Here is a 25,798-nt window from a genome sequence, read left to right on the forward strand (position 1 = left end):
CCGGAGAAATCCGGCCCTTTTTTTTAGTTCATGCGCTCCACGATCATCGCAATACCCTGGCCGCCGCCGATACACAGCGTTGCCAGACCGAGCGTTTTATCCCGTGCCTGTAACGCGTGCAGCAATGTGACCAGAATACGCGCGCCGCTGGCGCCGATAGGGTGACCCAGCGCAATCGCACCACCGTTAACGTTGACCTTTTGTGCATCAAACCCCAGTGTTTTACCCACCGCAAGAAACTGCGCGGCAAAGGCTTCGTTAGCTTCGATAAGATCGATATCCGACAGTTGCAGCCCGCTCCGTTGTAGCGCTTTTTGCGTGGCAGGAACGGGTCCCATGCCCATCATCGCCGGGGCGACGCCGCCGCTGGCCCAGGCTTTGATCCGCGCCAGCGGTTTTAGCCCAGCCGCCAGTGCTGCCGACTCTTCCATTACCACCAGAGCGGCAGCACCGTCGTTAATCCCCGAGGCGTTGCCAGCGGTAACAGTACCTGCTTTGTCGAAGGCCGGACGCAATGCGGCAAGACCTTCCGCCCTGGAGTCTGCCTTGGGAAACTCATCGCGTTCAAAAATGAGGGTTTTCTTACGTGATTGCACGCTGACAGGGACGATTTCGGCCTGGAAAGCGCCGGACTCTATTGCGGCAATGGCTTTCTGCTGTGATAACAGTGCCAGTTCATCCTGCATTTCGCGGCTGATACCGTACTCTTTAGCGACGTTCTCGGCGGTAATCCCCATATGATAGCCATGTTCGGCGCAGATCAGCCCATCGCGCAGAATGACGTCTGCCAATTGCCCGTCACCGAGGCGATACCCCCAACGGGCTTTCGCGTCTAACAGGTAGGGGGCCAGGCTCATGTTTTCCATCCCCCCCGCGACGATCGCCTGGGCTTGTCCTGCTTTGATTGCCTGGGCGGCAAGCGCCACGCTTTTCAGGCCGGATCCGCACACTTTGTTGACGGTGAAGCCGCAAACGGTGTCGGAAAGACCGCTTCTTAGCAATGCCTGACGCGCCGGATTCTGTCCCAGGCCGGCCTGCAGTACGTTACCCATAATCACTTCTTCAACCTGCTGCGGATCAAGATGAGCGCGCTCGATTGCCGCTTTTATCACGGTTGATCCCAACTCGATAGCACTGGTGGTCGCCAGTGCGCCATTAAAGCTACCGATTGCGGTACGTGCCGCGCTGACAATGACACAGTTTTTCATTTTTCTGTTCCTTTATGTAAGTAATGGCTGTCAGAACAAGGTCAATCCAATGACAAAAATGACGCCTGAGAAGAGCAGGGCGGTGATGCAGTACCCCATGATGTCGCGCACCCCCAATCCGGCGATAGCCAATGCAGGTAGCGCCCAGAACGGCTGCGCCATGTTCATCCACTGCTCGCCATAGGCGATAGCCATCACTGACTTACCAAGATCGGCACCAAGCGCCTGAGCGGCGGGCATGACGAACGGTCCCTGAATAACCCAATGGCCGCCGCCGGATGGCACAGCAAAGTTAATCAGTGCTGAACTGAAGAAGGTCATCAGCGGGAAGGTGTCTTTGTTGGCGACGTTGATGAAGAACTCGGTAATCAATCCGCCGAGACCAGAGTGCTCCATCATCAATTGAATACCGGCGTAGAAGGGGAACTGCACCAGGATGCCGGCGGTGCTACGTGCGGCCGCGCTAACGGCACGCATATAGGCCATCGGCGTTTTATGCAGCAGCAGACCGGCAATCATAAACATCAGATTGACGGTGTTGATGGTGATGTTGAAGCCTTTCTCGGTGAAATAGAGGGCCAGATAAGCAATCCCTAATGCCCCGATGATCAGGGCCAGAATGCGGCTCTCTTCCAGTTTTTCCGATGGTGGAGCGTCGGGTGGCAGTTTTTTCTGGAAATCAGCTTCTTCCAGTAACAGCTTCGGATCGATGCTTACCACATCGGAAGGTTTTGGCGTCATCATGCGTGTGATGAACGGCATTACGACGATCAGTGCCACGGTGATGAAGATGTTGAAACCGGTAAATAGCGTGTCTGCGACCGGAATTAACCCTGCGACGTGCTCAACCGGGTTGCCTGGCGTTGCCGCCAGCAATGGCATTGAACCGGAGAAGCCACCCCCCCAGGTGAGAAAACCGATGTAGGCACAAGCAATCAGCAGGGGATAGTCGGAGCCGGGTACCCGGCGTGCGACTTCACGGGCAAACATCGCCCCCACTACCAGACCAAAACCCCAGTTGATGACGCAGGCGACTGAACCGAAAAACGTCACCAGCATGACACCCTGAGCGGGGGTTTTGGCGGCAGACGCCGCCGTTCGCAGCAGACTTTTTACCGGTCCTGAACTGGCTAACGCATGGCCTGTGACGATGATCAGCGCCATCTGCATACCAAACGCCAGCAGGTTCCAGAAACCATCACCCCAGAATCTCACCATGCTGACTGGCGTTTGTGGCGTCAGCCACAGCGCGATGCCGAAGGTCAACAGCGTTAGCAGCATGGCGAAAATTAGCGGATCAGGCAGCCAGCGGCTGACCACGCGCGTCATAAAACGAGCAATGCGGCCGATCATGCATCACCTCGCAGGATAATCAGCTCGGCGGCGACATCAAACTGCGCTTCGGTTTTTTCACGCAGCGTGGCGATATCGCATCCTTCCGCGATTTCCGTAAGCCACATTTTGCCGTCAATGAAGCGGAAAACGGCGAGTTCGGTGACCAGCATATGCACCGCATGTTGTGCCGTCAGCGGCATGGTGCAATGTCGGAGGATCTTCGCTGAGCCGTCTTTTGCGCAATGCTCCATCGCGATAATCACTTTGCGCGCACCGGTCACCAGATCCATCGCTCCTCCCATGCCGGGAACCATTTTGCCGGGAACGACCCAGTTAGCGAGGTTGGCCTGCTCATCGACCTGTAACCCACCGAGCACGCAGGCATCGACATGGCCCCCACGAATTAACGCAAACGACATGGCACTATCAAACATGGCCGCGCCTGGCAAAATACCGCACGGTTGCCCACCCGCGTTCACCAGATCAGGATGTGCAGTGGTGACCGGGCCCAGACCGAGAAAACCATTTTCTGACTGCAATGTGATATGAATGTCAGCGGGCAGGTAGTTGGCAACCATCGTCGGCAGACCAATCCCCAGGTTGACGACATCCCCATCGTGAAGCTCAAGCGCCACACGGCGCGCAATACGTTGTTTAGCATCCATGATTAGCTCTCCTGTGGAATGACGATATGGTCGATAACGGCACCAGGGGTGACGATCTGGTCTGGCTGGAGTTCACCCATCTCGACCATTTCATCCGGTTCTACCAGTGTGATGTCGGCGGCAAGGGCAATCAGTGGGTTAAAATTACGGGCGCTAAGTTGATAGGTCAGGTTGCCAAGCGTGTCTGCGCGGTGTGCGCGGATCAGCGCCAGATCGGCACGTAATGGACGTTCGAGCAACCAGACTCTGCCATCGAGCGTCATGGTCTGCTTGCCATCTTCTACTACGGTGCCGACACCGGTTTGCGTCAGAAAACCGCCAAGGCCTGCGCCACCGCAGCGAATTTGCTCAATCAGAGTGCCTTGCGGCACCAGTTGTACGTTCATTTCGCCGGCAATCATGCGGCGACCGGTTTCAGGGTTGGTGCCAATGTGCGAGGCAATCACTTTGCTCACGCGACCGTTGACGATTAAGGGGCCGATACCGGTATCGACAAATGCGGTATCGTTGGCAATTAACGTCAAATCTCTGACGCCAGATTCAAGTAAGGCTTCGACAAGGCGAGGTGGCGTGCCAACCCCCATAAAACCGCCGACCATGATGGTCATGCCGTCACGAAAGAAGCTCGCTGCGTCTTGTAAAGTAATCAGTTTTGTTTTCATTATGTTTCCCTTTTGCATACTCCATTTTGGGTACGCTCAGGGAATTGCAAGCCGGGTGCCAGAATGATAAATGGCAAAATTATTTTTTAATTATTTGAATTTTATGGTTTATTTTTTATTGTCTGGCGAGAGGAAGGTGGAGTTGCTATGCAGAGTTTTGCGCAGTGTGCAAAATTCTGCATAGCAAATTTAGGTATCAGGAGCCTGACGGATCAATGCCATACTCTTGCAATTTGTACATCAGAGCGCGCCGACTGATCCCCAGCATTAGCGCGGTACGGGTGCGGTTGCCATCCTGATTGTCGAGCACCTCAAGGATGATGCGTTTTTCCTCACGCTTAATTTCTTCCTTCAGATTGCGTTCTCCGGTCTGAACTGCTTTTACTTCTGTTACGGTACTGACAGGTGATCGGAACTGCGCAGGCAGGTCTTCGGCAAAAATCACCGCGCCGGTATTCATGACCACTGCACGTTCGATGACGTTAGACAGTTCACGAATGTTTCCTGGCCATGGCCAGGCTGTAAGCATGGACATCGCCGTTGGATCGATCTCAATGATATCCCGCTGATTTTCTGAGCTAAATTTTTGTAAAAAGTGATTCGCTAACAGAGCGATGTCTTCGCGGCGTTCGCGTAACGGGGGAAGGGTCAGATGAATCACGTTGAGCCGGTAAAACAGGTCTTCGCGGAACGTTCCTTCCTTCACCATTGTTTGCAGGCAGCGATTGGTGGCAGCAACAATACGGATATCGACGCGAATAGTTTGGTGTCCGCCGATGCGCTCGAACTCTCTTTCCTGCAAAATACGCAGCAGTTTGGCCTGCAGAACCAGCGGCATTTCACCAATCTCGTCGAGCAGAAGCGTTCCCTGATGCGCACGTTCGAACAGTCCCTGGCGTAGGGTTTGTGCGCCGGTAAATGCCCCCTTTTCGTGACCAAACAGTTCGCTTTCCAGTAATGATTCCGGTAAGGCCGCACAGTTGATTTTGATAAAGGGACCGTTGGCGCGTCTGCTGTTGTAGTGGATGGCGCGGGCAATCAGCTCTTTTCCTGTGCCACTTTCACCGCTAATCAGTACGTTCGCCTGTGAGAGGGCGATTTTTGCCGTGTCTTTACAAATATCCATCATCACCGGGCTGTTAGTCAGGATATGCCCCCATTGCCAGCTGGTGCTTAGCGCCTGATGTAGATTGCGGATCTCCTGCTTCATTGCCTGAAGCTGTAGTGCGCGCTGAATGACCAGATTGAGCTCATCCAAATCAAAGGGTTTAATCACATAGTCAAACGCGCCGCTACGGAGAGCCTCCACTGCGGTCTCCACTTCGGCGTAGGCCGTCATCAGAATAACGGGGATCCGCGGCTGCTGGGCGCGCATGACTTTCAAAGCATCAATACCGTCCATCTCTGGCATGCGGATGTCCATCAGTACCACGTCAGGATGCGTATCAGCAAACAGAGTCAGCGCGGCTTTTCCATCGCTGGCGCAGTGCGTCTCATGCCCTTGCAGGGAAAACGCAGTGGCAAGCATACGGCGAACATTTTCTTCGTCATCAACGATGAGAATACGGTAGGTCGTTTTCATTCTGACGGATTTCCCTGCGGGTTAAGAGGTAAAATCAGGGTGAAGGTTGCGCCGCAGCCCGGCATACTTGTCACGTGGATATCCCCCTGATGCGCGTTGATAATGCGCTGGCTTAGCGCCAGTCCAAGACCCGTACCTGATGCTTTGGTCGTAAAGAAGGGGTCGAATATTTTCTTCTGAATGGCAATATCGATACCGTTGCCATTATCTTCAATCATCACCGCCTGCTGTGAGGCCGAGTATTGCCAGGTGCGGATTCGAATTTCGCCCCGTGCGGCTATCGCCTGCACCGCATTGATTAAAATATTGAGGATCACCTGCTTGAGGAGTTCGCGATCGGCGACGATGGCTGGCAGGCTGGTATCTAATTCCGTGGTAAACGTGATTCGAGCCTGTAGGCCCGCGGTTTGCACGAGGATCAGCGTTTCTTCAATCAACGCATTGAGCTGTACCTGCTGCCACTGGCTTTGTCGCGGGCGTGAGAAATCCAACAGTTGTTGGATGACTTTATTGATTGAGTCAATTTCGTTCAGCACAACGGATAAATATTCCTGATGTTCTGGTAAAGATGTTTGTTGGCGGATGATCTGTACATAGCCACGGATTGCCGTCAGCGGGTTACGTACCTCATGCGCCACTCCAGCCATCAACTCGCCGAGCGTCGCGAGCCTTTCCGTTTGTGCCAGCCGGCGCTGTGTCTCTTTGCGGGCCGTTAAATCAGAGAAGATCACCAGAGCTCCGATTAGCTCGCCATGCGCGTTATGGATCCTGCTGGTGGTGACGCTTATTTCAATAGTGCGGTCGCGGCCAGGAAAACTCACCTCCTGGGCGACATGTTCGGTGCCGTGCTCCAGCGTATCCAGTACCGGGCTGGAGAACTGAGTATCGGCAAAGAGGGTTGCATAGGGTTGCCCGACCAGTTCATGCAACTGATAGCCAGTGATTTGCTCTGCCGCCGGATTCATGGTGGTGACATCACCCTGTCTGTCGATGGCAATGACGCCGTCTGCTGCGTTCTCAATTATCAGGTCGTTAAGGGTTTTGGTTTCCCGAAGCGTTTGTGCCAGCGCATTGACGCTGCGGCTGATTTGCCCCAGTTCGCCGGGCAGTTCAGGCAGGCGGGCTGGTGTTTTTTGCGCCAGCGTGGAGAGGCCGTCGGTGATAATATCGATATTCGCACTGAGACGGCGAGAGAAAAGCACAATCAACAGCAGGCTACTGATGAGTCCGGCAGCCAGTACGGCAATGATCCTGACGTCCATTTTCCAGGCTTGCTGGCGGATATCTTCCGTTAGTTCATTCGCCCAGATATAGCCAATGACTTCACCTTGCCGTTCGATGGGGATCATGGAGTTGAGGATGTCGCCACGAACCTGTCGTCCGGAAAAAACCACAGGTGCGTTGCTGCGCATCACTTCGCGACCGGGGTGATCCTCGGTGATGGTGATACCGACATTACTTTGGTACAACGCAGAGGGGGCGTAGGTGATGATTGCATCCAGTGCTTTGTTGTAATACCCCGCACCGATGCCAGGAAATGCCTGGGTGATCCGTTCGGTGATGGGCCCCAACTCAAGATTCAGCGCCCGAATGCGCGCTTCACGCGGTAAATCCGCGTAGTGGCTAAAGCGATCGCCCAGCGCGCCGTTAAGCAGAGTGAGCACCGATGACAGTTTTTTCTCTTTTTCAGATAAGACTGCTGACCGGCCTTCGGTTTCTACGATATAACCAATAGAAATCGTCGGCACAATGACCATCAGAATGGCCATCATGATCATTTGGTTGCGTAAACGTCGCGGGTATAAACGACGCGTCAGCCATCTCAGCTTGCGCATTCTCACATCCGTGCAGTGTTTTTTAGGCAAACGACGATTATCAGGGGTTAAGACAACGGTGTCAGAGCGGTGTATCATATTCCCGTAAAGAGAGGGCATTGCGACGTCGGACATTTACCGCTACCTTAACCACACTCTATTGATATCCTGAGGCGGAGCTTCGCCCCTTTGAAATACCTTGCTTCCGTTCATTCAACTCTAAAAGTCTCACGCTACCTGTTCAGAGCGCTGGCCTTACTGGTCTGGTGTCTGATTGCTTTTGCGTCGGTGTTCTACATTGTGAATGCGTTGCACCAGCGAGAGTCTGAGATCCGCCAGGAGTTTAATCTCAGCTCCGACCAGGCTCAACGCTACATTCAGCGTACTTCTGACGTGATAAAAGAGCTGAAATACATTGCTGAAAACCGATTAACGGCAGAAAACGGCGTGATGTCATTGCGGGCACGGGATGATAAAACCGTGGTGCCGAATTTTGAACCGCTGTTTGCCGATTCCGACTGTGCGGTGATGGGTAATGCCTGGCGTGGCTCGCTGGAGTCATTGGCGTGGTTTATGCGCTACTGGCGCGACAATTTCTCAGCGGCTTATGATTTGAACCGTGTGTTCCTGATCGGCAGCGATAACCTCTGCATGGCCAATTTCGGTCTGCGGGATATGCCTGTCGAACGTGACGAGGCGCTGAAAGCACTGCATGAGCGCATCATTAAGTATCGCAATGCGCCGCAGGAAGAAAACGGCAATAACCTGTTCTGGATAAGCCAGGGACCGCGTCCTGGCGTGGGGTATTTTTATGCGCTGACGCCGGTCTATCTTGCCAATCGTCTGCAGGCGTTGCTGGGTGTGGAACAGCCGATTCGTATGGAGAACTTCTTCACGCCGGGCAGTTTGCCGATGGGGGTGACAATCCTTGATGAAAATGGTCATGCGCTGATTTCACTCACCGGTCCTGAAGGCAATATTCAGTCTGAACCGCGCTGGATGCAGGAGCGCTCGTGGTTTGGCTACACGCCGGGTTTTCGCAATCTGGTGTTGAAGAAAAACCTGCCGCCATCATCGCTCAGTATTGTGTACTCCGTGCCGGTCGATCTGGTGCTGGAGCGGATACGCATGATGATCCTGAATGCGGTTCTGCTGAATGTGCTGGTGGGTGCGGCGTTGTTTATGCTGACGCGCATGTATGAGCGGCGTATTTTTATTCCAGCGGAAAGCGATGCCCAGCGCCTGGAAGAGCATGAACAGTTTAACCGTAAAATTGTGGCTTCTGCGCCGGTCGGTATTTGTATTCTGCGCACAATTGATGGCATTAACATTCTGAGCAACGAGCTGGCGCATACCTATCTCAACATGCTGACGCATGAAGACAGGCAACGGTTGACGCAAATTATCTGCGGCCAGCAGGTTAATTTCGTCGATGTGTTGACCAGCAATAATACCAATCTGCAAATCAGCTTTGTGCATTCACGTTATCGCAATGAGAATGTAGCCATATGCGTCCTGGTCGATGTGAGTGCGCGTGTGAAAATGGAAGAGTCGTTACAGGAGATGGCGCAGGCGGCGGAACAGGCTAGCCAGTCAAAATCAATGTTCCTTGCGACGGTGAGTCATGAACTACGCACGCCGCTGTATGGCATTATCGGCAACCTTGACCTGCTGCAAACGAAAGAACTGCCCAGCGGAGTGGATCGCCTGGTGACGGCGATGAATAACTCCTCCAGCCTGTTGTTGAAGATTATCAGCGATATTCTTGATTTCTCGAAAATTGAATCCGAACAGTTGAAGATTGAACCGCGCGAATTTTCACCGCGGGAAGTAATGAGCCATATTACGGCCAACTATCTGCCGCTGGTGGTACGCAAGCAACTGGGATTGTACTGTTTCATTGAACCGGATGTGCCTGTGGCATTAAATGGCGATCCGATGCGCTTGCAGCAGGTCATTTCTAACCTGTTGAGTAATGCTATTAAATTCACCGATACCGGCTGTATTGTGCTGCACGTTCAGTGCAGCGGCGACTACCTCAGCATTCGTGTGCGTGATACTGGCGTGGGGATCCCGGCCAAAGAAGTCGTTCGTCTGTTCGATCCCTTCTTCCAGGTGGGGACGGGCGTGCAGCGTAATTTCCAGGGGACCGGGTTAGGTCTGGCTATCTGTGAAAAACTGATCAGCATGATGGACGGGGATATTTCCGTTGATTCTGAACCGGGGATGGGGAGCCAGTTTACACTGCGGATACCGCTGTATGGAGCCCAGTATCCACAGAATAAAAGTGTGGACGGTCTTGCCAGTACCCGCTGCTGGCTGGCGGTGCGAAACGCGTCACTCTATCACTTTATCGAATCCAGCCTCACGCGTACCGGGATGACGGTGCTGCGTTATGAGGGGCAGCAACCTGATGCAAATGATGTATTGATTGCTGATGATGTGCTGGATCAGGCGTGGCAGGGACGAGCCACGGTGATTTTCTGTCGTCGCCACATTGGTATTCCGCTGGAAAGAACGCCTGGCGAGTGGGTGCACAGCGTGGCATCACCGCACGAGTTGCCGGGGCTGCTGGCGCATATCTACAGCGTTGAACTGGGCAGTGAAGCGCTTTCCACCGCACTGCCAGCTCCGGACAAAGTGGGAGCCACAAACGATGACATGATGATTCTGGTGGTTGACGATCATCCGATTAACCGTCGTTTACTGGCCGATCAGTTGGGATCGTTGGGATATCAGTGTAAAACCGCCAACGACGGTGTGGACGCGCTCAATGTGTTGAGTAAAAACCATATTGATATCGTGCTGAGCGACGTCAACATGCCGAATATGGATGGTTATCGCTTGACGCAGCGTATTCGCCAACTGGGGTTAACGCTGCCGGTGATTGGTGTGACGGCCAATGCTTTGGCGGAAGAGAAGCAGCGTTGTCTGGAGTCGGGAATGGACAGTTGCTTATCCAAGCCAGTGACGCTAGACGTGCTGAAGCAGACGCTAACGGTCTATGCGGATCGCGTAAGAAAAACGCGGGGATAAAAGAGGCAGGGTAGCGGTGTTTGCCTTATCCGGCCTACAGAACATACACAACACTGTATTGTTCGTAGGCCAGATAAACGCGGTGCCATCAGGCAGATGATATGAAACCGAATTACTCTTTGTCTGACGGGCTTAACGTCACGGATGACAGGTAATTCAGCAGGGCGATATCGTTTTCCACGCCGAGCTTCATCATTGCAGACTTTTTCTGGCTACTGATGGTTTTAATACTGCGATTGAGTTTTTTAGCGATTTCAGTCACCAGGAAGCCTTCGGCAAACAGGCGCAGAACTTCACTTTCTTTCGGTGACAGGCGTTTGTCGCCATAACCGCTGGCGCTGATTTTTTCCAGCAGGCGAGAGACGCTTTCCGGGGTGAATTTCTTACCTTTTTGCAGCGCCGCCAGCGCCTTCGGCAGGTCAGTTGGCGCACCTTGTTTCAGCACGATCCCTTCAATGTCGAGATCCAGTACCGCGCTCAGGATGGCCGGGTTGTTGTTCATGGTCAAAACGATGATCGACAGGCTCGGGAAATGGCGTTTGATATATTTAATTAACGTGATCCCATCACCATATTTATCTCCCGGCATTGAGAGATCGGTAATCAACACATGAGCATCTAATTTAGGCAAATTGTTGATCAGTGCAGTGGAGTCTTCAAATTCGCCGACAACGTTCACCCATTCGATTTGTTCAAGTGATTTACGAATACCGAACAGTACAATCGGATGGTCATCGGCAATAATTACGTTCATAGTGTTCATGTATTGGGCTACCTTGCTACAGCAAGCTCTTGACGTAAACGTCAATGTCGCTGATGTACTTTTCTATACCTGGAGCATCTTTCTCTTGAATAAGATGTTCCAGCGCTTCACATAACTGCTTGCCGGGTACCAGATTAAGCATGGCAAACACGCCTTTCAGGCGATGGGCCGTTTGGGCTAACGCAGCGAAATCGCTGGTTGCTGCCTCAGTATACAACCTCTTAACATCATCCGGTACTGTGTCTACAAAGAGTGCATAGTAACCACTGGCATGAAGTTCGGCGTTTTCATCACCGCCGAGGGGGAGTTCCTGGATCTCTTCTTGCGCCAGTTGTTCTTCTATTAGCTCCAGGACAGCTTCCTGCATAGCATTGCTCATATTAAAGTTGACGCGCAGCTGACCGGGGCCAATTTTTCGCACGCCAGACTCATCATCGCTTAAAAGCAAGCCCGAGGCAGTAAGATTAGACGGATTATCAGTGATAAAGAGATCATATTCTTGACTATTCAGTCGCTCATCGGGCGTGATGCAGGTTGCTCCCCAGTTTTCCAGCTGACGCAATACAATGCTGCGTACGTCATTCGAGGTGACGTCAACCATCACGCAGACGTCATCTAACAGCCGTTCTTCATTATCAGCATGTTGGTCATGCAGCGGCATCTTAACATGGACGATATAACGCGTTCCAAGTTCTTCCCGCGCTTTAATATTCAGATGTCCACCCAGTTTGCGCGCTAGCTGATCGCACAACCAGAACGTGAGTGGATTCGCTTTGCCATATCGATCGCTCTGCGTGTCATTGCTGAACGGAAAGTGCAGATTATCAATTTCATTCAGCGCGACGCCTTCCCCGGTATCCAGAATACGGAAGGTCAGACGCTCTGCCTCCGACTCATCCTGGTCGACGTCCAGCGTAATTTTGCCAATCTGCGTTGTGGTCACGGCATATTGGATGAGTAGCAGCAAAATACGACGCAGGGCATCGCGGTCGCCGCGGCGCTCATCATTGGCGCTCAGGTGATTTTTAATCAGCAGCTGCAACCCTTTACGCTTGATGGCGGGTAGTACTTCAGGCACTACGTCGTCAATTAACGCCTGCACGGAAAACAGCGTTGATTCACTTTTCCAGTCATCGCTTTCCAGAAGATTGGCCAACTGAATCTCATCGACCATACGTACCAGAACGTCTGCCTGGTTTGCCAGTTTGTGGCTGTCGGGCGTATTGAGTGCGGCAGCATTGATGGCCAGCGTTTTGGCGGGATCTTTCAGTGCGCGACCAATGTTTTGCATAAAGGCGGCGCGAGCCTGTTGGTTTTTCTCATACAGTCGCTGCGCTTGTTTCAGCTTTTTATTTACCAGCACTTCGCGGTCCTGGTCGCGAATGATAAAGATCTGCGTGCGGGCTGAGATCTGGCTGCGGAACAGCCTGATCTCATACAATTCATTATTGATTGTGGCCTGGATTACCCCCTGATGCTGCTCCGCCATGCTGGTGATATTTTGCAGATTTAAATGTGGCAGCAGGTGGTCGGCAATTTTATTGCTGATAACCGTGCGGTTGGATTCCTGGTCGTGTACCAATAACCCCAGCGGCAGCAGCGAAACAATTTCTTCATTGATTGCACGAAGCACCCGGAGTTCATTATTTGCGGCAAGGTTTGGCGCCACTTCGTTTGAGCGGGCAGGGAGGTGGCGGAAAGTGGTATAGCCAAACAGCGCCAGCGCCAGCAGAGCGATATTCAGTAACAGCGGCAGCAGAATGCTTTGCAGCGTATCAAGCAGTAATGAACCAAAGGGAACCTGCCAGACCAGTCGCATATCCGTTGAATTTAGCGCTGAAGAGATCTCAATCTTGCTATTGTTAAAGTTGATGCTGACGCTGTCAGGCGACTCTTTTTCACTGAGATGTTCAGCCGTAGACGTGGCATCGGGCTCCAGGTGAAAGCTGTCCAACTGCATGCCCGGGGGGATCAAATCATTAATCGGCAGGTCAAACGCGACCACGGTTGCCAGATGCCCTGGCTGATTAAAGGTTGTGCGTAACGTGAAGTAATGACCGTTTTGCCAGACCAGCCGGCGAAGGGACGAGAAGCTTTCACGCTCATCGAGCGCATTGGCCTGTTGTAACATCTCAGCGCGGCGCGAGTCGACAATGTTGCCAATTGTCGATTCTTTAAAGCCGGAGGTGAGATCTTTCAGCGGCAATGTTGAGATAAGAATCAGGCTATTGTCCTGACCATTCAGATAATACATAGACCATGGGACATTCTCCGCGCCCCACAGTGTATCCAGATAGGTTGAGATCCGCTGGGTCATTTCCAGCGTAGAACTGTCATGCGAGCCGAAAATCAGCGCTTCAGTCTTTCTACGGGGTTTTTCAAGATAGTAGACATCTTGCTTGAGTCGGGTTTCCTGTAACCCGTCGGCAGTCGATGAGTTGGTTGTCGCTGCAATATTGTCATAGATTTGCCAGGTCACGTATCGCCAGGTATCTACCCTTTTATGAATAGCGTGGGTGATATCGACAATCTGATAGCTCTTATCTTTAAGCCAGGTGTTGACCGCGCTCTGGACCATCACGCCCATCATCACCAACAGCACCACGATCAATAATAAGAAGAAACGGGTAATACTTCCCGGAAGCAGGGAGAATCGGGTAGAAGCCGTTGTGTCAGACTGACTCATTCGTGTTTATGACCTGTTAAAACGACGCTAAAGATGAAGGGGCAGTATAAAGGGTAATGTATGAATTGCCATACTTACGCAACATCTGCGGAGCTGCGTTTTTTATTGCTGTGTATCGTTGCCAGGCAGGCAATGCAAACGTGTACAGCCGGTCACTATCAGTACAAATAAAGGTATGAAACCTACAGATTTAGCATTAAATAACAAGAAATTATTTGCCTGATTTATATGCGATGGTGAACAGGTGAGATAGTTAATAGTCGTTATAGTTTTTCATCGGTAGCACAGAACCGCGATGTTTGTGTAAAGAAGGGTAAAAAAAAACCGAACGCAGAGCATTCGGTTGAAATAGGGGTAAACAGACATTCATGAATGAATGACGGTAATAAATAAAGTTAATGATGATAGCGAGTCTATTTTAGTTGCGAGTGAAGATTTTGTTTTATCATTCAGTGCTATGGCTGTGCTTTGTGTAATTTATTGATTTATATGTATTTTGTAATGGTTCTTGACTATTCGTGCTTATTCTCTCCATTTTCTTAATTAAAAAAAGTTCCCTTTTGTTAATGTTTTGAAACATCTACATAGATAAATGAAACATCTTTAAAGTATTAGTATCATATTCGTGTTGGATTATTCTGTGTTTTTGCGGAGAATGAAGTTGCCGACTGGTTAATGAGGGTTAGCCAGTGAGCAGTGGCATAAAAAAGCAATAAAGGCATATAACAGAGGGTTAATAACATGAAAGTTAAAGTACTGTCCCTCCTGGTACCGGCTCTGCTGGTAGCAGGCGCAGCAAATGCGGCTGAAATTTACAACAAAGACGGCAACAAATTAGATCTGTACGGTAAAGTCGACGGTCTGCACTATTTCTCTGATGACTCTACTAAAGATGGTGATCAGACCTATATGCGTATCGGCTTCAAAGGTGAAACCCAGGTTAACGACCAACTGACCGGTTACGGCCAGTGGGAATACCAGATCATGGGTAACTCCTCTGAAAACGAAAACAACGCCTGGACGCGTGTCGCGTTTGCCGGTCTGAAATTCGCTGATGCAGGTTCTTTCGACTACGGTCGTAACTACGGCGTGGTTTATGACGTCACGTCCTGGACCGACGTTCTGCCGGAATTCGGCGGCGATACCTACGGTTCTGACAACTTCATGCAGCAGCGTGGTAACGGCTTTGCAACCTACCGTAACACCGATTTCTTCGGTCTGGTTGATGGTCTGAACTTTGCCCTGCAGTACCAGGGTAAAAACGGTAGTCCGGAAGGTGAAGGCATGACCGGCGTGACTGGCAACGGTCGTGACGCACTGAATCAGAACGGTGACGGCGTCGGCGGATCTATCACTTATGATATCGGTGAAGGCTTCTCCCTGGGTACCGCGGTCACCAGCTCCAAACGTACTGATGAGCAAAACAAGCTGAACTTCGGTACCGGCGATCGTGCTGAAACCTACACTGGCGGTCTGAAATACGACGCGAACAATGTGTACCTGGCAGCACAGTACACCCAGACCTACAACGCAACGCGTGCAGGTAAACTGGGTTGGGCTAACAAAGCACAGAACGTTGAAGCTGTTGCGCAGTACCAGTTCGACTTCGGTCTGCGTCCGTCCGTGGCTTACCTGCAGTCAAAAGGTAAAGATCTGGACAACGGCTACGGCGACCAGGATATCCTGAAATATGTTGATGTTGGCGCGACCTACTACTTCAACAAAAACATGTCTACCTATGTTGATTACAAAATCAACCTGCTGGATGACAACCAGTTCACCCGTAATGCAGGTATCTCTACCGATGATATCGTAGCACTGGGTCTGGTTTACCAGTTCTAATCTGTATCTATTTCTATCAAAGGCCCTACGGGGCCTTTTTTAATGCCGTTTTTCTGACGTACAAACACTCTTTTTTGGTGTACTCTTGCGCCCGTTTTCATAAGGGTAATCACGTATGGATATGATTTTTTGTCGTGCAGCGCTCCTGGCTGTAACACTCTTTTTTGTCGGGTGCGATGAGGCCCCGAAATCAACCCAGACCCCGTCCTCAACCGCGACAGTCCTGGAAGGCAAAACCATGGGCACTTTCTGGCGGGTCAGTGTCGTGGGCGTCGATGCAAAACGCGCCGCAGAACTACAGGTGAAGATCCAGACTCAGCTTGATGCCGATGATCAACTGCTCTCCACCTATAAAAATGACTCTGCATTGATGCGCTTTAACCTGTCGAAAAGTCTGTCGCCGTGGCCGGTTAGCGACGCCATGGCGGATATCGTGACCTCGGCGCTACGCATTGGTGCAAAAACCGATGGGGCTATGGATATCACCGTGGGGCCGTTAGTCAACCTGTGGGGCTTTGGCCCGGATCAGCAACCGTTACATATTCCCACCCAAGGGCAAATTGACGCTGCAAAAGCGCAAACCGGACTTTCACATCTGAAGGTCGTGAATGAAGCGCATCAGAACTACCTGCAAAAAGACTTGCCGGATCTGTATGTGGATCTCTCTACCGTTGGCGAAGGGTACGCCGCCGATCATTTGGCTCGATTAATGGAGCAGGAAGGGATCGCCCGTTATCTGGTCTCAGTTGGCGGCGCGCTAAACAGCCGTGGAATGAATGCCGAGGGGCAACCGTGGCGTGTGGCAATACAGAAACCGACCGATCGTGAAAACGCGGTCCAGGCGATTGTCGATATCAATGGGCATGGTATCAGCACCTCCGGTAGCTATCGCAACTATTACGAACTGGATGGCAAGCGTCTTTCCCATGTCATCGATCCGCAAACCGGCCGTCCGATTGAACACAATCTGGTCTCTGTGACGGTGATTGCACCCACGGCGTTGGAGGCTGATGGTTGGGATACCGGGCTAATGGTGCTTGGCCCGCAAAAAGCCAAAGAGGTTGTGCGTCGCGAAGGGTTAGCGGTGTATATGATTGTTAAAGAAGGCGAAGGGTTTAGCACCTGGATGTCGCCGCAGTTTAAAAGCTTCCTGGTCAGCGAAAAAAATTAAAAAGCAAGATTGCGGGTTTTTATAACCCGCAATGCGGACACACTGAGGCTAAGCGCTATGCTTAACAAAGGAGTCCATCATGACAAATCTCTTACACATCACTGATGATGAACGCTGGCAGTCTGTGCTGGATCGTGACGCCAGGGCTGACGGTCAGTTTGTTTTTGCTGTTCAGACTACAGGCATTTTTTGTCGACCGTCCTGTCGGGCAAAACATGCGCTGCGCAAAAATGTCAGTTTCTTCGCGGATGCCGAGCAGGCACAGGCGGCAGGGTTTCGTCCCTGCAAACGCTGCCGACCGGACAAAGATAGCGCGCAACAGCAGCGGCTGGACAAAATAGCCCACGCCTGTCAGTTGCTGGAGCAGGAGTCCCCCCTCACACTGGAGGCTCTTGCGCAGCATGTTGCGATGAGCCCGTTTCACCTGCATCGCCTGTTCAAAGCCACCACCGGGATGACCCCCAAAGCCTGGCAACAGTCGTGGCGTGCCCGTCGCCTGCGTGACGCGCTGGCAAAAGGCGCACCGGTCACGCAGGCGATTCTTGACGCCGGATTCCCCGACAGCAGCAGCTATTACCGCAAAGCGGATCAGGCGTTAGGCATGACCGCCAGGCAATTTCGTCAAGGCGGCGGTAATGTTTCTGTGCGCTATACCCTCACAGATTGCGCCCTCGGCCGTTGCCTGGTGGCGGAAAGTGAACGGGGTATCTGCGCGATCTTGCTGGGCGACGACGATGCTACGCTGATAGCAGAATTGCATGAACTGTTTCCGACGGCACGTGACGAGCCCGCCGATACGGAGTTTCAACAACATGTGCGTGAGGTGATCGCCGTGATTAACACGCGCAATACCGCACTGTCACTGCCGCTGGATATTCAGGGAACCGCCTTTCAGCAGCAGGTATGGCAAGCGCTGCGGGCAATCCCTTGTGGTGAGACGGTGAGTTATCAGCAACTTGCCAGCACTATCGGCAAGCCGAAGGCGGTGCGTGCCGTAGCCAGCGCCTGCGCGGCGAACAAGCTGGCGATTGTGATCCCGTGTCACCGCGTAATCCGCGGTGATGGCGCGCTTTCTGGCTATCGTTGGGGAATAACGCGCAAGGCGCAACTGTTGCAACGTGAAGCCACCCGCGAGGAAACGTAATGCTCGATCTCTTTGCAGATGAGAAACCCTGGCACGAGCCGCTGGCGTCAGGTGCGGTGATTTTGCGGCGCTTTGCATTTGAATCCGCCCCCGCTTTACTGCGGGCAATCGCGGCGACAGCCAGACTGTCGCCGTTTCGCCAGATGGTCACCCCTGGCGGTTATACGATGTCGGTAGCCATGACGAATTGCGGCCATTTGGGCTGGACAACGGATCAACATGGCTACCTCTATTCACCGGTCGATCCATTAACCGGCGTTCACTGGCCGCCATTACCCGAGGTCTTTGCTGAGCTGTGCCAACAGGCGGCAACGGCCGCAGGCTATCCTGATTTTCAACCGGATGCTTGCCTTATTAATCGCTATACGCCGGGGGCAAAACTGTCTTTACATCAGGATAAAGATGAGCCTGACCTGCGAGCGCCTATCGTCTCTGTATCGCTGGGCCTGCCGGCGATTTTTCAGTTTGGCGGCTTACGGCGCAACGATCCCTTAAAGCGAGTATTGCTGGAGCATGGTGATGTGGTGGTATGGGGGGGAAACTCGCGGCTGTTTTATCATGGCGTCCAGCCGCTTAAGACGGGGTATCATCCATTGACGGGAGATTGTCGTTATAACCTGACGTTTCGCCAGGCAGGTAAAAAAGAATAAAAATAAGAATTATTATTGCTGTCAGCGAAGAGATGTTTAAACTGCGGGCTGTTATTACTTGTCCGGGTTGTTTGCATGGAACTTTTACTTCTTGTCTGGCGGCAGTATCGCTGGCCATTTATCAGCGTCATGGCGCTCAGCCTTGTCAGTGCCGCGCTGGGGATTGGGCTGATTGCGTTTATTAATCAGCGCCTGATTGAAACGGTCGACACCACGCTGATGGTGCTACCGGAGTTTCTTGGCCTGCTGCTGTTACTGATGGTCGTCACCCTCGGTTCACAGCTGGCGCTCACCACGCTGGGGCACCACTTTGTCTACCGTCTGCGTAGCGAATTTATCAAACGAATTCTGGACACCCACGTCGAGCGTATCGAGCAAATCGGTAGCGCCTCGTTACTGGCCGGTTTAACCAGCGATATCCGTAACATTACCATTGCCTTTGTCCGCCTGCCTGAGCTGGTACAGGGGATTATTTTGACCGTGGGGTCGGCGGCGTATCTGGCCATGCTGTCGACTAAAATGTTGCTGGTGACGGCAATCTGGATGGCAATCACCATCTGGGGCGGATTTGTGCTGGTGGCGCGGGTGTATAAACACATGGCTACCCTGCGTGAAACCGAAGACAAGCTGTACAACGACTACCAGACGGTGCTGGAAGGGCGCAAAGAGCTGACGCTCAACCGGGAACGTGCGGAGCATATCTTTAATCAGCTGTACGTCCCGGATGCCAAAGAGTACCGTCATCATATTATCCGTGCCGATACCTTCCACCTGAGCGCGGTCAACTGGTCGAACATTATGATGCTGGGCGCCATTGGCCTGGTGTTCTGGATGGCCAACAGTCTGGGTTGGGCGGATACCGCCGTGGCGGCGACCTATTCGCTGACGCTGCTATTCCTGCGCACGCCGCTGCTCTCTGCCGTCGGCGCGCTGCCAACGCTGCTGACTGCACAGGTGGCGTTCAACAAGCTGAATAAGTTCTCCCTGGCCCCCTTCAAGGCTGAATTCCCACGGCCAACCGCATTTCCGGACTGGCAAACGCTGGAGTTGCGCGACGTGGTTTTCCGCTATCAGGATAATGCGTTCGCCGTTGGGCCAGTGAATCTGACCATTCATCGTGGTGAACTGATCTTCCTGATTGGCGGTAACGGCAGTGGGAAATCTACGCTGGCGATGTTGCTGACCGGGCTATACCAGCCGCAGTCTGGTGAGATTTTACTGGATGGCAAGGCGGTTGCTGTCGAAAAACCGGAGGACTACCGCAAGCTGTTCTCCGCGGTGTTTACCGACGTCTGGCTGTTTGACAAATTGCTGGGACCTGAAGGCAGAGACGCTTCTCCGGCGCTGGTAGCGAAGTGGCTGGATCATCTGCAAATGGCGCACAAGCTGGAACTGAACGACGGGCGCATTCTCAACCTGAAGCTGTCGAAAGGGCAGAAAAAGCGTGTGGCGCTGTTGCTGGCCTTAGCAGAGGAGCGCGACATCATTCTGCTGGACGAATGGGCCGCCGATCAGGATCCCCATTTCCGGCGTGAATTCTACCAGGTGTTGCTGCCGCTGATGCAGGAGATGGGCAAAACCATTTTCGCCATTAGTCATGACGATCATTACTTTATTCATGCAGACCGTTTGCTGGAAATGCGTAATGGGCAATTGAGTGAACTGCTGGGCGATGAACGCGATGCGGCTTCGCGCGATGCGGTGGCGCGCACTGCATGATCCCACATGCCGCCGGTTTTTTATCCACCCGGCGGCCTCGTTTATTGTTATTTACATAATTCGGCATCATGATTGATGATATTTCATATCATGGATTTATGATTAATGTCCGCAATAAACAAAAACAGCGCCAGGCTACGTGATGAAGAGCGTGCGCGTCTAATCTGGCTGCTGACCACTGATAAAGCCATTATTTCAACACTGTTGGGCAAGCTTACCCTGGCTGAGCAATATGACGTCGGCACGTTAGCCGACGATATTGCTGAGGTAGGGGCTCTGGTGGCGCATCTGCCGCCACCCGATCTGGCCGATACCCTTGAAGCACTGCCCTCCGAAGAGCGTCACGCCCTGTGGCGACTGGTCGAAAGTGAAAAACGCGGCAACGTCCTGCTTGAAGCATCAGAAAATGTGTGGGATGACCTGATCGACGAGATGAGCGACCGCGAGCTACTGGATGCGCTGCAATATCTCGATATCGACGAACAGATTTATCTGGTACAGCATTTACCCCGTAACCTTACCGGTCGACTGCTGGCATCATTGCCTGCTGAAGAGCGTGCGCGCGTACGTCAGGTGCTGCACTACGAGAAGAATCGCGTCGGTGCGATCATGGAGTTCGAAGTCATCACCGTACGTCCGGACGTGACGCTGGAAGTGGTGCAGCGGTACTTGCGGCGGCTGGGAAAAATGCCGGAGAACACCGATAAACTCTTCGTAACCGATCGCAATAAAGTGCTGGTGGGTGAACTGACGCTAACCTGTATTCTGCTCAATGACGTGCAGCGTAAAGTCAGCGAAGTGATGGAGGATGATCCGCTCACATTTTCTCCGGAAGATATCGCCGAGAATGCTGCGCGTACGTTTGAACGTGACAACCTGGTCAGTGCTGCGGTGGTTGATCCCTCAGGCAAACTGATGGGACGCTTAACCATCGATGAGATCGTCGACGTGGTTTATGAAGAAACCGATACCGATCTGCGTCGAATGGGGGGCTTAAGTGCCGAAGAGGATGTATTCGCTCCGGTCACTAAAGCGGTAAAAACCCGTTGGGCGTGGCTGGCAATTAATCTCTGTACCGCTTTTATCGCCTCGCGGGTAATCGACGGTTTCGAGCACACCATTTCACAACTGGTGGCGCTGGCCTCGCTGATGCCAATTGTGGCAGGGATTGGCGGTAATACGGGTAATCAGACCATCACCATGATTGTCCGGGCGCTGGCGTTGCAGAATATTCAGCCCGGCAACCTGACGTTTCTGATCCTGCGTGAGATGGGGGTAGCGTTGATCAACGGCCTTGTCTGGGGCGGCATCATGGGCGGCATCACCTGGTGGCTGTACGATGATATGGCGCTGGGCGGCGTGATGACCCTGGCAATGATGCTCAATCTGCTGATGGCGGCGCTGATGGGCGTTATCATTCCGATGACGATGGTGAAGCTCGGGCGCGATCCGGCGGTCGGCTCCAGCGTCATGATTACCGCTATCACCGACACCGGCGGATTCTTTATTTTTCTGGGTCTGGCGACGCTGTTTTTGATGTAGACGCCCGTTTCCTACTGACGATGCGCGGCAGTATCAACATCGTGATCACGCCGGCAACCACGCCAATCGCCAGGTTGCCGGTAGAGACTGTCGCGGCGACGGTAACCAACATTGCCAGCGTTTCGGTGACCGGCATGTTGGTCAGCGTCGCGGGTCGGATGCTGTGCCAGCTAAACGTTTTTACCGCCACAATCACCATAATTCCCGCCAGTACTGACATTGGTATCTTTGCCATCACCTCGCTGAGTGCGGTGACGAGCAGCAGCAAGACCAGGCTGGCGGCAAACGTGGAAACGCGGCTGCGAGCTTTCCCCATCTCAACGTTGACAATCGTTTGACCGATCATCGCGCATCCGGCGATGCCGCCATAAAAACCGGCCAGGATATTGGCTACGCCCAGCCCGGTACTTTCACGGTTTTTATTCGACGGGGTGACCGTCAGGTCGTCAACCAGCCGGGCAGTTAATAGCGATTCCATCAATCCAACAAAAGCGATGCTCAGCGCGCAGGGCCAGATAATGGCTAACGTTTGCAGGTTGAGTGGTACAAGTAACTGCGTCAAGCCCGGCAGACCGCCGCTCATTGAACCTTCGTCACCGACGGTCGGTAACAGTTGCCCGCTGGTGACAGTGAACACCGTCAGCAGCACGATAGCGATCAGCGGCGCGGGGATGGCTTTGATAAACCGCGGAACCCACAGCACAATCAGCAGCGTCAGGACGAACAGCCCCCAGATGAGCGGGCTTTTCCCCCAGAAATGCGGGACCTGGGCAAAGAAAATCAAAATACCCAGCGCGTTGACAAATCCTGTCATCACGGCCGTAGGGATGAACCGCATCAAACGCGCCATTCCTGACACACCAAACAGGATCTGAATAATCCCGGCCAGCACTACCGCAGGCAGGATGTACTGCACGCCGTGTTGATGCACCATCGGGCCAATGACTAATGCAACCGATCCTGCAGCGGCGGTAACCATTGCCGGACGCCCACCTAAAAAGGACATCGCCAGGCACAGTACGACCGAGGCTATCAGGCTGACTTTCGGATCGACGCCAGCAATAACGGAAAAAGAGATCACTTCCGGGATCAGCGCCAGGGCGGTTACCACACCGGCCAGCGTTTCACGAACCAGCAGGCGGGGGTGGCGTAACACGGTGTGGGTGGTGTGTTCTGCCACCGCGGCAGGGGAAGAGTGTGTTGCAGACATAGTTACTCTCAGGTCAGAAAAGGCCTGATGACAGCAGACCGACAGGCATCCGTGCGGTGAATAGCAAAGCGCAGCATAGTACCCGTCTGACGGGGAGGTTTCCAGAAATGATTGTCAATAACCATATAAAGAATCAACGTATTAATAACATTTTTAAAATTTAAATATAATTTATAAACAATATTTAATTATTTTTACTTAAGTGTTACCGTTGTTACCGCTCGATTTTCACCTGCATAAAAAGCAAAAAGCGATACTAAAAGTAAGGCATTAACATTATGAAAAAAGTGACTGCCATGCTCTTCACCATGGCTGTAGGGCTGAATGTTGTCTCGATGGCAGCAAAAGCGAAAGCGGCGGAAGAGCAGGAAACGGATGTACTGTTGATTGGCGGCGGCATCATGAGCGCCACACTGGGAACCTATTTACAGGAGCTGGAGCCGCAATGGTCAATGACCATGGTAGAGCGACTGGATGGCGTTGCTCAGGAGAGTTCAAACGGCTGGAACAACGCCGGAACAGGCCACTCCGCACTGATGGAACTGAACTACACGCCTAAAAAGGCTGACGGTAGCATCAGTATTGAAAAGGCAGTCGAAATTAACGAAGCCTTCCAGATTTCCCGCCAGTTCTGGGCGTATCAGGTCAACAACGGCGTGATGCATGAACCCCGCTCGTTTATCACCACTGTTCCCCATATGAGCTTTGTCTGGGGCGACGAGAACGTGAATTTCCTGCGTGCCCGTTACACGGCACTCCAGCAAAGCACCCTGTTCCGCGGTATGCGCTACTCTGAAGATCACGCGCAGATTAAAGAATGGGCGCCTTTGGTTATGGAAGGTCGCGATCCGCAGCAGAAAGTTGCGGCAACGCGTACCGAGATCGGTACTGACGTGAACTACGGTGAAATTACGCGCCAGCTGATTGCATCGTTGCAGAAAAAACCTAATTTTGCGCTGCAACTGAGCACCGAAGTTCGCGGCTTTAAGCGTAACGCGGATAATAGCTGGACCGTCACGGTTGCCGATCTGAAAAACAACGAAGCGGAACACGCTATTAAGGCGAAGTTTGTCTTTATCGGTGCCGGTGGCGCTGCCCTGAAGCTGTTGCAGGAAACCGACATTCCGGAAGCGAAAGGCTATGCCGGATTCCCGGTTGGCGGGCAGTTCCTGGTGGCGGAAAACCCTGATGTGGTCAATCGTCATCTGGCGAAAGTGTACGGTCAGGCCTCCGTTGGTGCGCCGCCGATGTCCGTACCGCACATCGATACCCGTATTCTGGATGGTAAACGCGTAGTGCTGTTTGGGCCGTTCGCAACCTTCTCCACTAAGTTCCTGAAAAACGGTTCATTGTGGGATCTGCTCAGTTCTACCACCAGGTCGAACTTTATGCCGATGGTCAACGTGGGTCTGGATAACTTCGATCTGGTCAAATATCTGGTAAGCCAGGTCATGCTCAGCGACGACGACCGTTTTGCCGCGCTGCAAGAGTACTATCCACAGGCGAAAAAAGAAGACTGGCGTTTATGGCAGGCAGGCCAGCGTGTGCAGATTATCAAAAGTGATGCGGAGAAGGGCGGCGTTCTGCGTCTGGGAACCGAAGTGGTCAGCGATAAAGAAGGCACCATTGCTGCGCTACTGGGTGCATCACCGGGGGCATCAACCGCGGCACCGATCATGCTGCATCTGATGGAAAAAGTGTTTAAAGATAAAGTTGCCAGCCCGGAATGGCAGGCGAAGCTGAAAACGATTATTCCGTCTTATGGCACGAAGCTGAACGGCAACGTTGAGGCTACGGAGCAAGAGCTGCAATACACCAGCGAAGTACTGGGTCTGAAGTACGATAAACCGCAGGTTGCTGATGAAGCGCCGAAACCACAGCTAAAACCTCAGGCGCAACCGCAGCCTGAGCAGAAAGCTGTGGCGGATATCGCACTGTAAAAAAAGGCCGGATGGCGCTGCGCTTATCCGGCCTATTTCAACTTCATGCGTCTGTAGGCCGGATAAGGCGGTACGCCGCCATCCGGCACATTCTCACTTATCGCACGACGGCGTCCTGAATCTTATCTTCTGCTTTCCAGATGCGGTACTTCACCTCCACGTTTTCCGGGGTGTATACCACAATCGGTAATTTGCTGTTGTAACGCAGCATACCGTCTTCACCCAGATACGCGGTGATGAATTTCTTCTCTTTCTTGCCGTCCGGGCAGGCCATCATGGTTGAAACCGGAGACGTAACTTTGTCGAATACATAGTAGTCATAACCCCAACCTTCCAGCGTTTTGCTGTCCAGTTCTCCGCCAAGGCGATGTTTGTTGCAATCAACTTCCAGCGTTTGTCCGATCAGCAGTTCTACTTTCAGAGTAGATTCATCTTTCTCAGGAGTAAGCTGAATAACCTGACGCTTCATTCCCTTGTCCGCTTTAGGATAAGGGGCGACTTTTTCCAGCGGCTGAGCGCTGGCATCGGTGGTTGTCGCCCACACAGAGGTGCTGGCGAAGGCGGCAAGGAGTACGGCAGGGACAATTGTCTTCATCTTATTGTTCACAGTGTTTCCTTTCTTCTGTCTTATGAACGTATCAAGGGCAGGTTAGCATATTCATATCGTCTATTAATCTAAATTTACTTATATTTTAAGTGCATTAATTAAATGTTTATAAGTTGTGTAGCGATAAATACCAGGAATTATCTTAATTGTGAGATTATTCTCTGTTTCATGTTTTCGTTATATAATTTATTATATAACTCATTGAAATGTGAGCAAAAGCGC

General features: G+C 52.4%; 18 protein-coding genes. 8 read left to right on the forward strand and 10 right to left on the reverse strand.

Annotated elements, in window-relative coordinates; translation table 11 throughout:
• Nucleotides 1–23: 23 nt before the first annotated feature.
• The 6 genes from SK32_RS01675 to atoS all read right to left on the reverse strand — a co-directional run bounded on the left by SK32_RS01675 (nt 24) and on the right by atoS (nt 7,287).
• Nucleotides 24–1,208, reverse strand: a complete 1,185-nt coding sequence (locus tag SK32_RS01675; protein WP_048211106.1) for an acetyl-CoA C-acetyltransferase — start codon at nt 1,206–1,208, stop codon at nt 24–26.
• Between the two features lie 30 nt (nt 1,209–1,238).
• The gene (locus SK32_RS01680) at nt 1,239–2,561 is read right to left on the reverse strand and encodes a TIGR00366 family protein (RefSeq protein ID WP_048211107.1); all 1,323 of its coding nucleotides are present in this window, start codon (nt 2,559–2,561) and stop codon (nt 1,239–1,241) included.
• On the reverse strand, nt 2,558–3,208 hold the full coding sequence (locus SK32_RS01685) for a 3-oxoacid CoA-transferase subunit B (protein ID WP_048211108.1): 651 nt from the start codon (nt 3,206–3,208) through the stop codon (nt 2,558–2,560). The genes SK32_RS01680 and SK32_RS01685 overlap by 4 nt, the downstream gene beginning before the upstream one ends.
• Nucleotides 3,209–3,210: 2 nt before the next feature.
• The gene (gene atoD, locus SK32_RS01690) at nt 3,211–3,870 is read right to left on the reverse strand and encodes an acetate CoA-transferase subunit alpha (RefSeq protein WP_048211109.1); all 660 of its coding nucleotides are present in this window, start codon (nt 3,868–3,870) and stop codon (nt 3,211–3,213) included.
• Nucleotides 3,871–4,066: 196 nt separating this feature from the next.
• Nucleotides 4,067–5,452, reverse strand: a complete 1,386-nt coding sequence (gene atoC / locus SK32_RS01695; protein WP_048211110.1) for an acetoacetate metabolism transcriptional regulator AtoC — start codon at nt 5,450–5,452, stop codon at nt 4,067–4,069.
• Nucleotides 5,449–7,287, reverse strand: a complete 1,839-nt coding sequence (atoS, locus tag SK32_RS01700; RefSeq protein ID WP_048211111.1) for a two-component system sensor histidine kinase AtoS — start codon at nt 7,285–7,287, stop codon at nt 5,449–5,451. The genes atoC and atoS overlap by 4 nt, the downstream gene beginning before the upstream one ends.
• 168 nt (nt 7,288–7,455) lie before the next feature.
• On the opposite strand from atoS, the gene rcsC reads away from it, so the two are divergent.
• Nucleotides 7,456–10,302, forward strand: a complete 2,847-nt coding sequence (gene rcsC, locus SK32_RS01705; protein ID WP_048211112.1) for a two-component system sensor histidine kinase RcsC — start codon at nt 7,456–7,458, stop codon at nt 10,300–10,302.
• Nucleotides 10,303–10,414: 112 nt separating this feature from the next.
• On the opposite strand, the gene rcsB is transcribed toward rcsC, so the two are convergent.
• Together rcsB and rcsD are read right to left on the reverse strand one after the other, a co-directional pair.
• Entirely contained in the window at nt 10,415–11,065 is a 651-nt protein-coding gene (gene rcsB / locus SK32_RS01710; protein WP_003027592.1) for a response regulator transcription factor RcsB, read from the reverse strand.
• Nucleotides 11,066–11,081: 16 nt separating this feature from the next.
• Complete coding sequence (rcsD, locus tag SK32_RS01715) at nt 11,082–13,751, reverse strand: phosphotransferase RcsD (RefSeq protein WP_048211113.1); 2,670 nt, start codon at nt 13,749–13,751, stop codon at nt 11,082–11,084.
• A gap of 741 nt (nt 13,752–14,492) precedes the next feature.
• Between rcsD and SK32_RS01720 the strand changes: the two genes are divergently transcribed.
• From SK32_RS01720 to mgtE, 6 genes are all read left to right on the forward strand, one after another.
• Complete coding sequence (locus SK32_RS01720; RefSeq protein WP_005129375.1) at nt 14,493–15,593, forward strand: porin OmpC; 1,101 nt, start codon at nt 14,493–14,495, stop codon at nt 15,591–15,593.
• Between the two features lie 115 nt (nt 15,594–15,708).
• Entirely contained in the window at nt 15,709–16,764 is a 1,056-nt protein-coding gene (apbE, locus tag SK32_RS01730) for an FAD:protein FMN transferase ApbE (protein WP_048211115.1), read from the forward strand.
• Between the two features lie 79 nt (nt 16,765–16,843).
• On the forward strand, nt 16,844–17,908 hold the full coding sequence (ada, locus tag SK32_RS01735) for a bifunctional DNA-binding transcriptional regulator/O6-methylguanine-DNA methyltransferase Ada (protein WP_048211116.1): 1,065 nt from the start codon (nt 16,844–16,846) through the stop codon (nt 17,906–17,908).
• Nucleotides 17,908–18,558, forward strand: coding sequence for a DNA oxidative demethylase AlkB (gene alkB / locus SK32_RS01740; protein WP_048211117.1), 651 nt, complete (start codon nt 17,908–17,910; stop codon nt 18,556–18,558). Before ada ends, alkB begins: the two co-directional genes overlap by 1 nt.
• Nucleotides 18,559–18,633: 75 nt before the next feature.
• Nucleotides 18,634–20,277 (forward strand): multidrug ABC transporter permease/ATP-binding protein, encoded by a 1,644-nt coding sequence (locus tag SK32_RS01745; protein WP_048211118.1) that lies wholly within the window; start codon nt 18,634–18,636, stop codon nt 20,275–20,277.
• A 105-nt stretch (nt 20,278–20,382) separates the two neighbouring features.
• Nucleotides 20,383–21,819: a magnesium transporter gene (gene mgtE, locus SK32_RS01750; protein WP_048211119.1), complete on the forward strand. Its 1,437-nt coding sequence runs from the start codon at nt 20,383–20,385 to the stop codon at nt 21,817–21,819.
• On the opposite strand, the gene SK32_RS01755 is transcribed toward mgtE, so the two are convergent.
• Nucleotides 21,782–23,029 (reverse strand): SulP family inorganic anion transporter, encoded by a 1,248-nt coding sequence (locus tag SK32_RS01755; protein WP_048211120.1) that lies wholly within the window; start codon nt 23,027–23,029, stop codon nt 21,782–21,784. The two genes, mgtE and SK32_RS01755, sit on opposite strands and share 38 nt — an antisense overlap.
• A gap of 278 nt (nt 23,030–23,307) precedes the next feature.
• Between SK32_RS01755 and mqo the strand changes: the two genes are divergently transcribed.
• A complete protein-coding gene (gene mqo, locus SK32_RS01760) occupies nt 23,308–24,969 on the forward strand; it encodes a malate dehydrogenase (quinone) (protein WP_048211121.1) in 1,662 nt (553 codons plus the stop codon).
• A 97-nt stretch (nt 24,970–25,066) separates the two neighbouring features.
• Here the strand turns inward: mqo and eco are convergent, their stop codons facing one another.
• Complete coding sequence (gene eco / locus SK32_RS01765; protein WP_048212557.1) at nt 25,067–25,564, reverse strand: serine protease inhibitor ecotin; 498 nt, start codon at nt 25,562–25,564, stop codon at nt 25,067–25,069.
• Between the last annotated feature and the right edge of the window lie 234 nt (nt 25,565–25,798).

The organism is Citrobacter sp. MGH100, from assembly GCF_001034465.1.
In the GTDB taxonomy this organism is placed as follows: domain Bacteria; phylum Pseudomonadota; class Gammaproteobacteria; order Enterobacterales; family Enterobacteriaceae; genus Citrobacter; species Citrobacter youngae.

Coding starts and splice junctions, on each gene's coding strand:
- SK32_RS01675 (WP_048211106.1), bottom strand. CDS start 1,208: ATGAAAAACTGTGTCATTGTCAGCGCGGCACGTACCGCAATCGGTAGC.
- SK32_RS01680 (WP_048211107.1), bottom strand. CDS start 2,561: ATGATCGGCCGCATTGCTCGTTTTATGACGCGCGTGGTCAGCCGCTGG.
- SK32_RS01685 (WP_048211108.1), bottom strand. CDS start 3,208: ATGGATGCTAAACAACGTATTGCGCGCCGTGTGGCGCTTGAGCTTCAC.
- atoD (WP_048211109.1), bottom strand. CDS start 3,870: ATGAAAACAAAACTGATTACTTTACAAGACGCAGCGAGCTTCTTTCGT.
- atoC (WP_048211110.1), bottom strand. CDS start 5,452: ATGAAAACGACCTACCGTATTCTCATCGTTGATGACGAAGAAAATGTT.
- atoS (WP_048211111.1), bottom strand. CDS start 7,287: ATGCGCAAGCTGAGATGGCTGACGCGTCGTTTATACCCGCGACGTTTA.
- rcsB (WP_003027592.1), bottom strand. CDS start 11,065: ATGAACACTATGAACGTAATTATTGCCGATGACCATCCGATTGTACTG.
- rcsD (WP_048211113.1), bottom strand. CDS start 13,751: ATGAGTCAGTCTGACACAACGGCTTCTACCCGATTCTCCCTGCTTCCG.
- SK32_RS01720 (WP_005129375.1), top strand. CDS start 14,493: ATGAAAGTTAAAGTACTGTCCCTCCTGGTACCGGCTCTGCTGGTAGCA.
- apbE (WP_048211115.1), top strand. CDS start 15,709: ATGGATATGATTTTTTGTCGTGCAGCGCTCCTGGCTGTAACACTCTTT.
- ada (WP_048211116.1), top strand. CDS start 16,844: ATGACAAATCTCTTACACATCACTGATGATGAACGCTGGCAGTCTGTG.
- alkB (WP_048211117.1), top strand. CDS start 17,908: ATGCTCGATCTCTTTGCAGATGAGAAACCCTGGCACGAGCCGCTGGCG.
- SK32_RS01745 (WP_048211118.1), top strand. CDS start 18,634: ATGGAACTTTTACTTCTTGTCTGGCGGCAGTATCGCTGGCCATTTATC.
- mgtE (WP_048211119.1), top strand. CDS start 20,383: ATGTCCGCAATAAACAAAAACAGCGCCAGGCTACGTGATGAAGAGCGT.
- SK32_RS01755 (WP_048211120.1), bottom strand. CDS start 23,029: ATGTCTGCAACACACTCTTCCCCTGCCGCGGTGGCAGAACACACCACC.
- mqo (WP_048211121.1), top strand. CDS start 23,308: ATGAAAAAAGTGACTGCCATGCTCTTCACCATGGCTGTAGGGCTGAAT.
- eco (WP_048212557.1), bottom strand. CDS start 25,564: ATGAAGACAATTGTCCCTGCCGTACTCCTTGCCGCCTTCGCCAGCACC.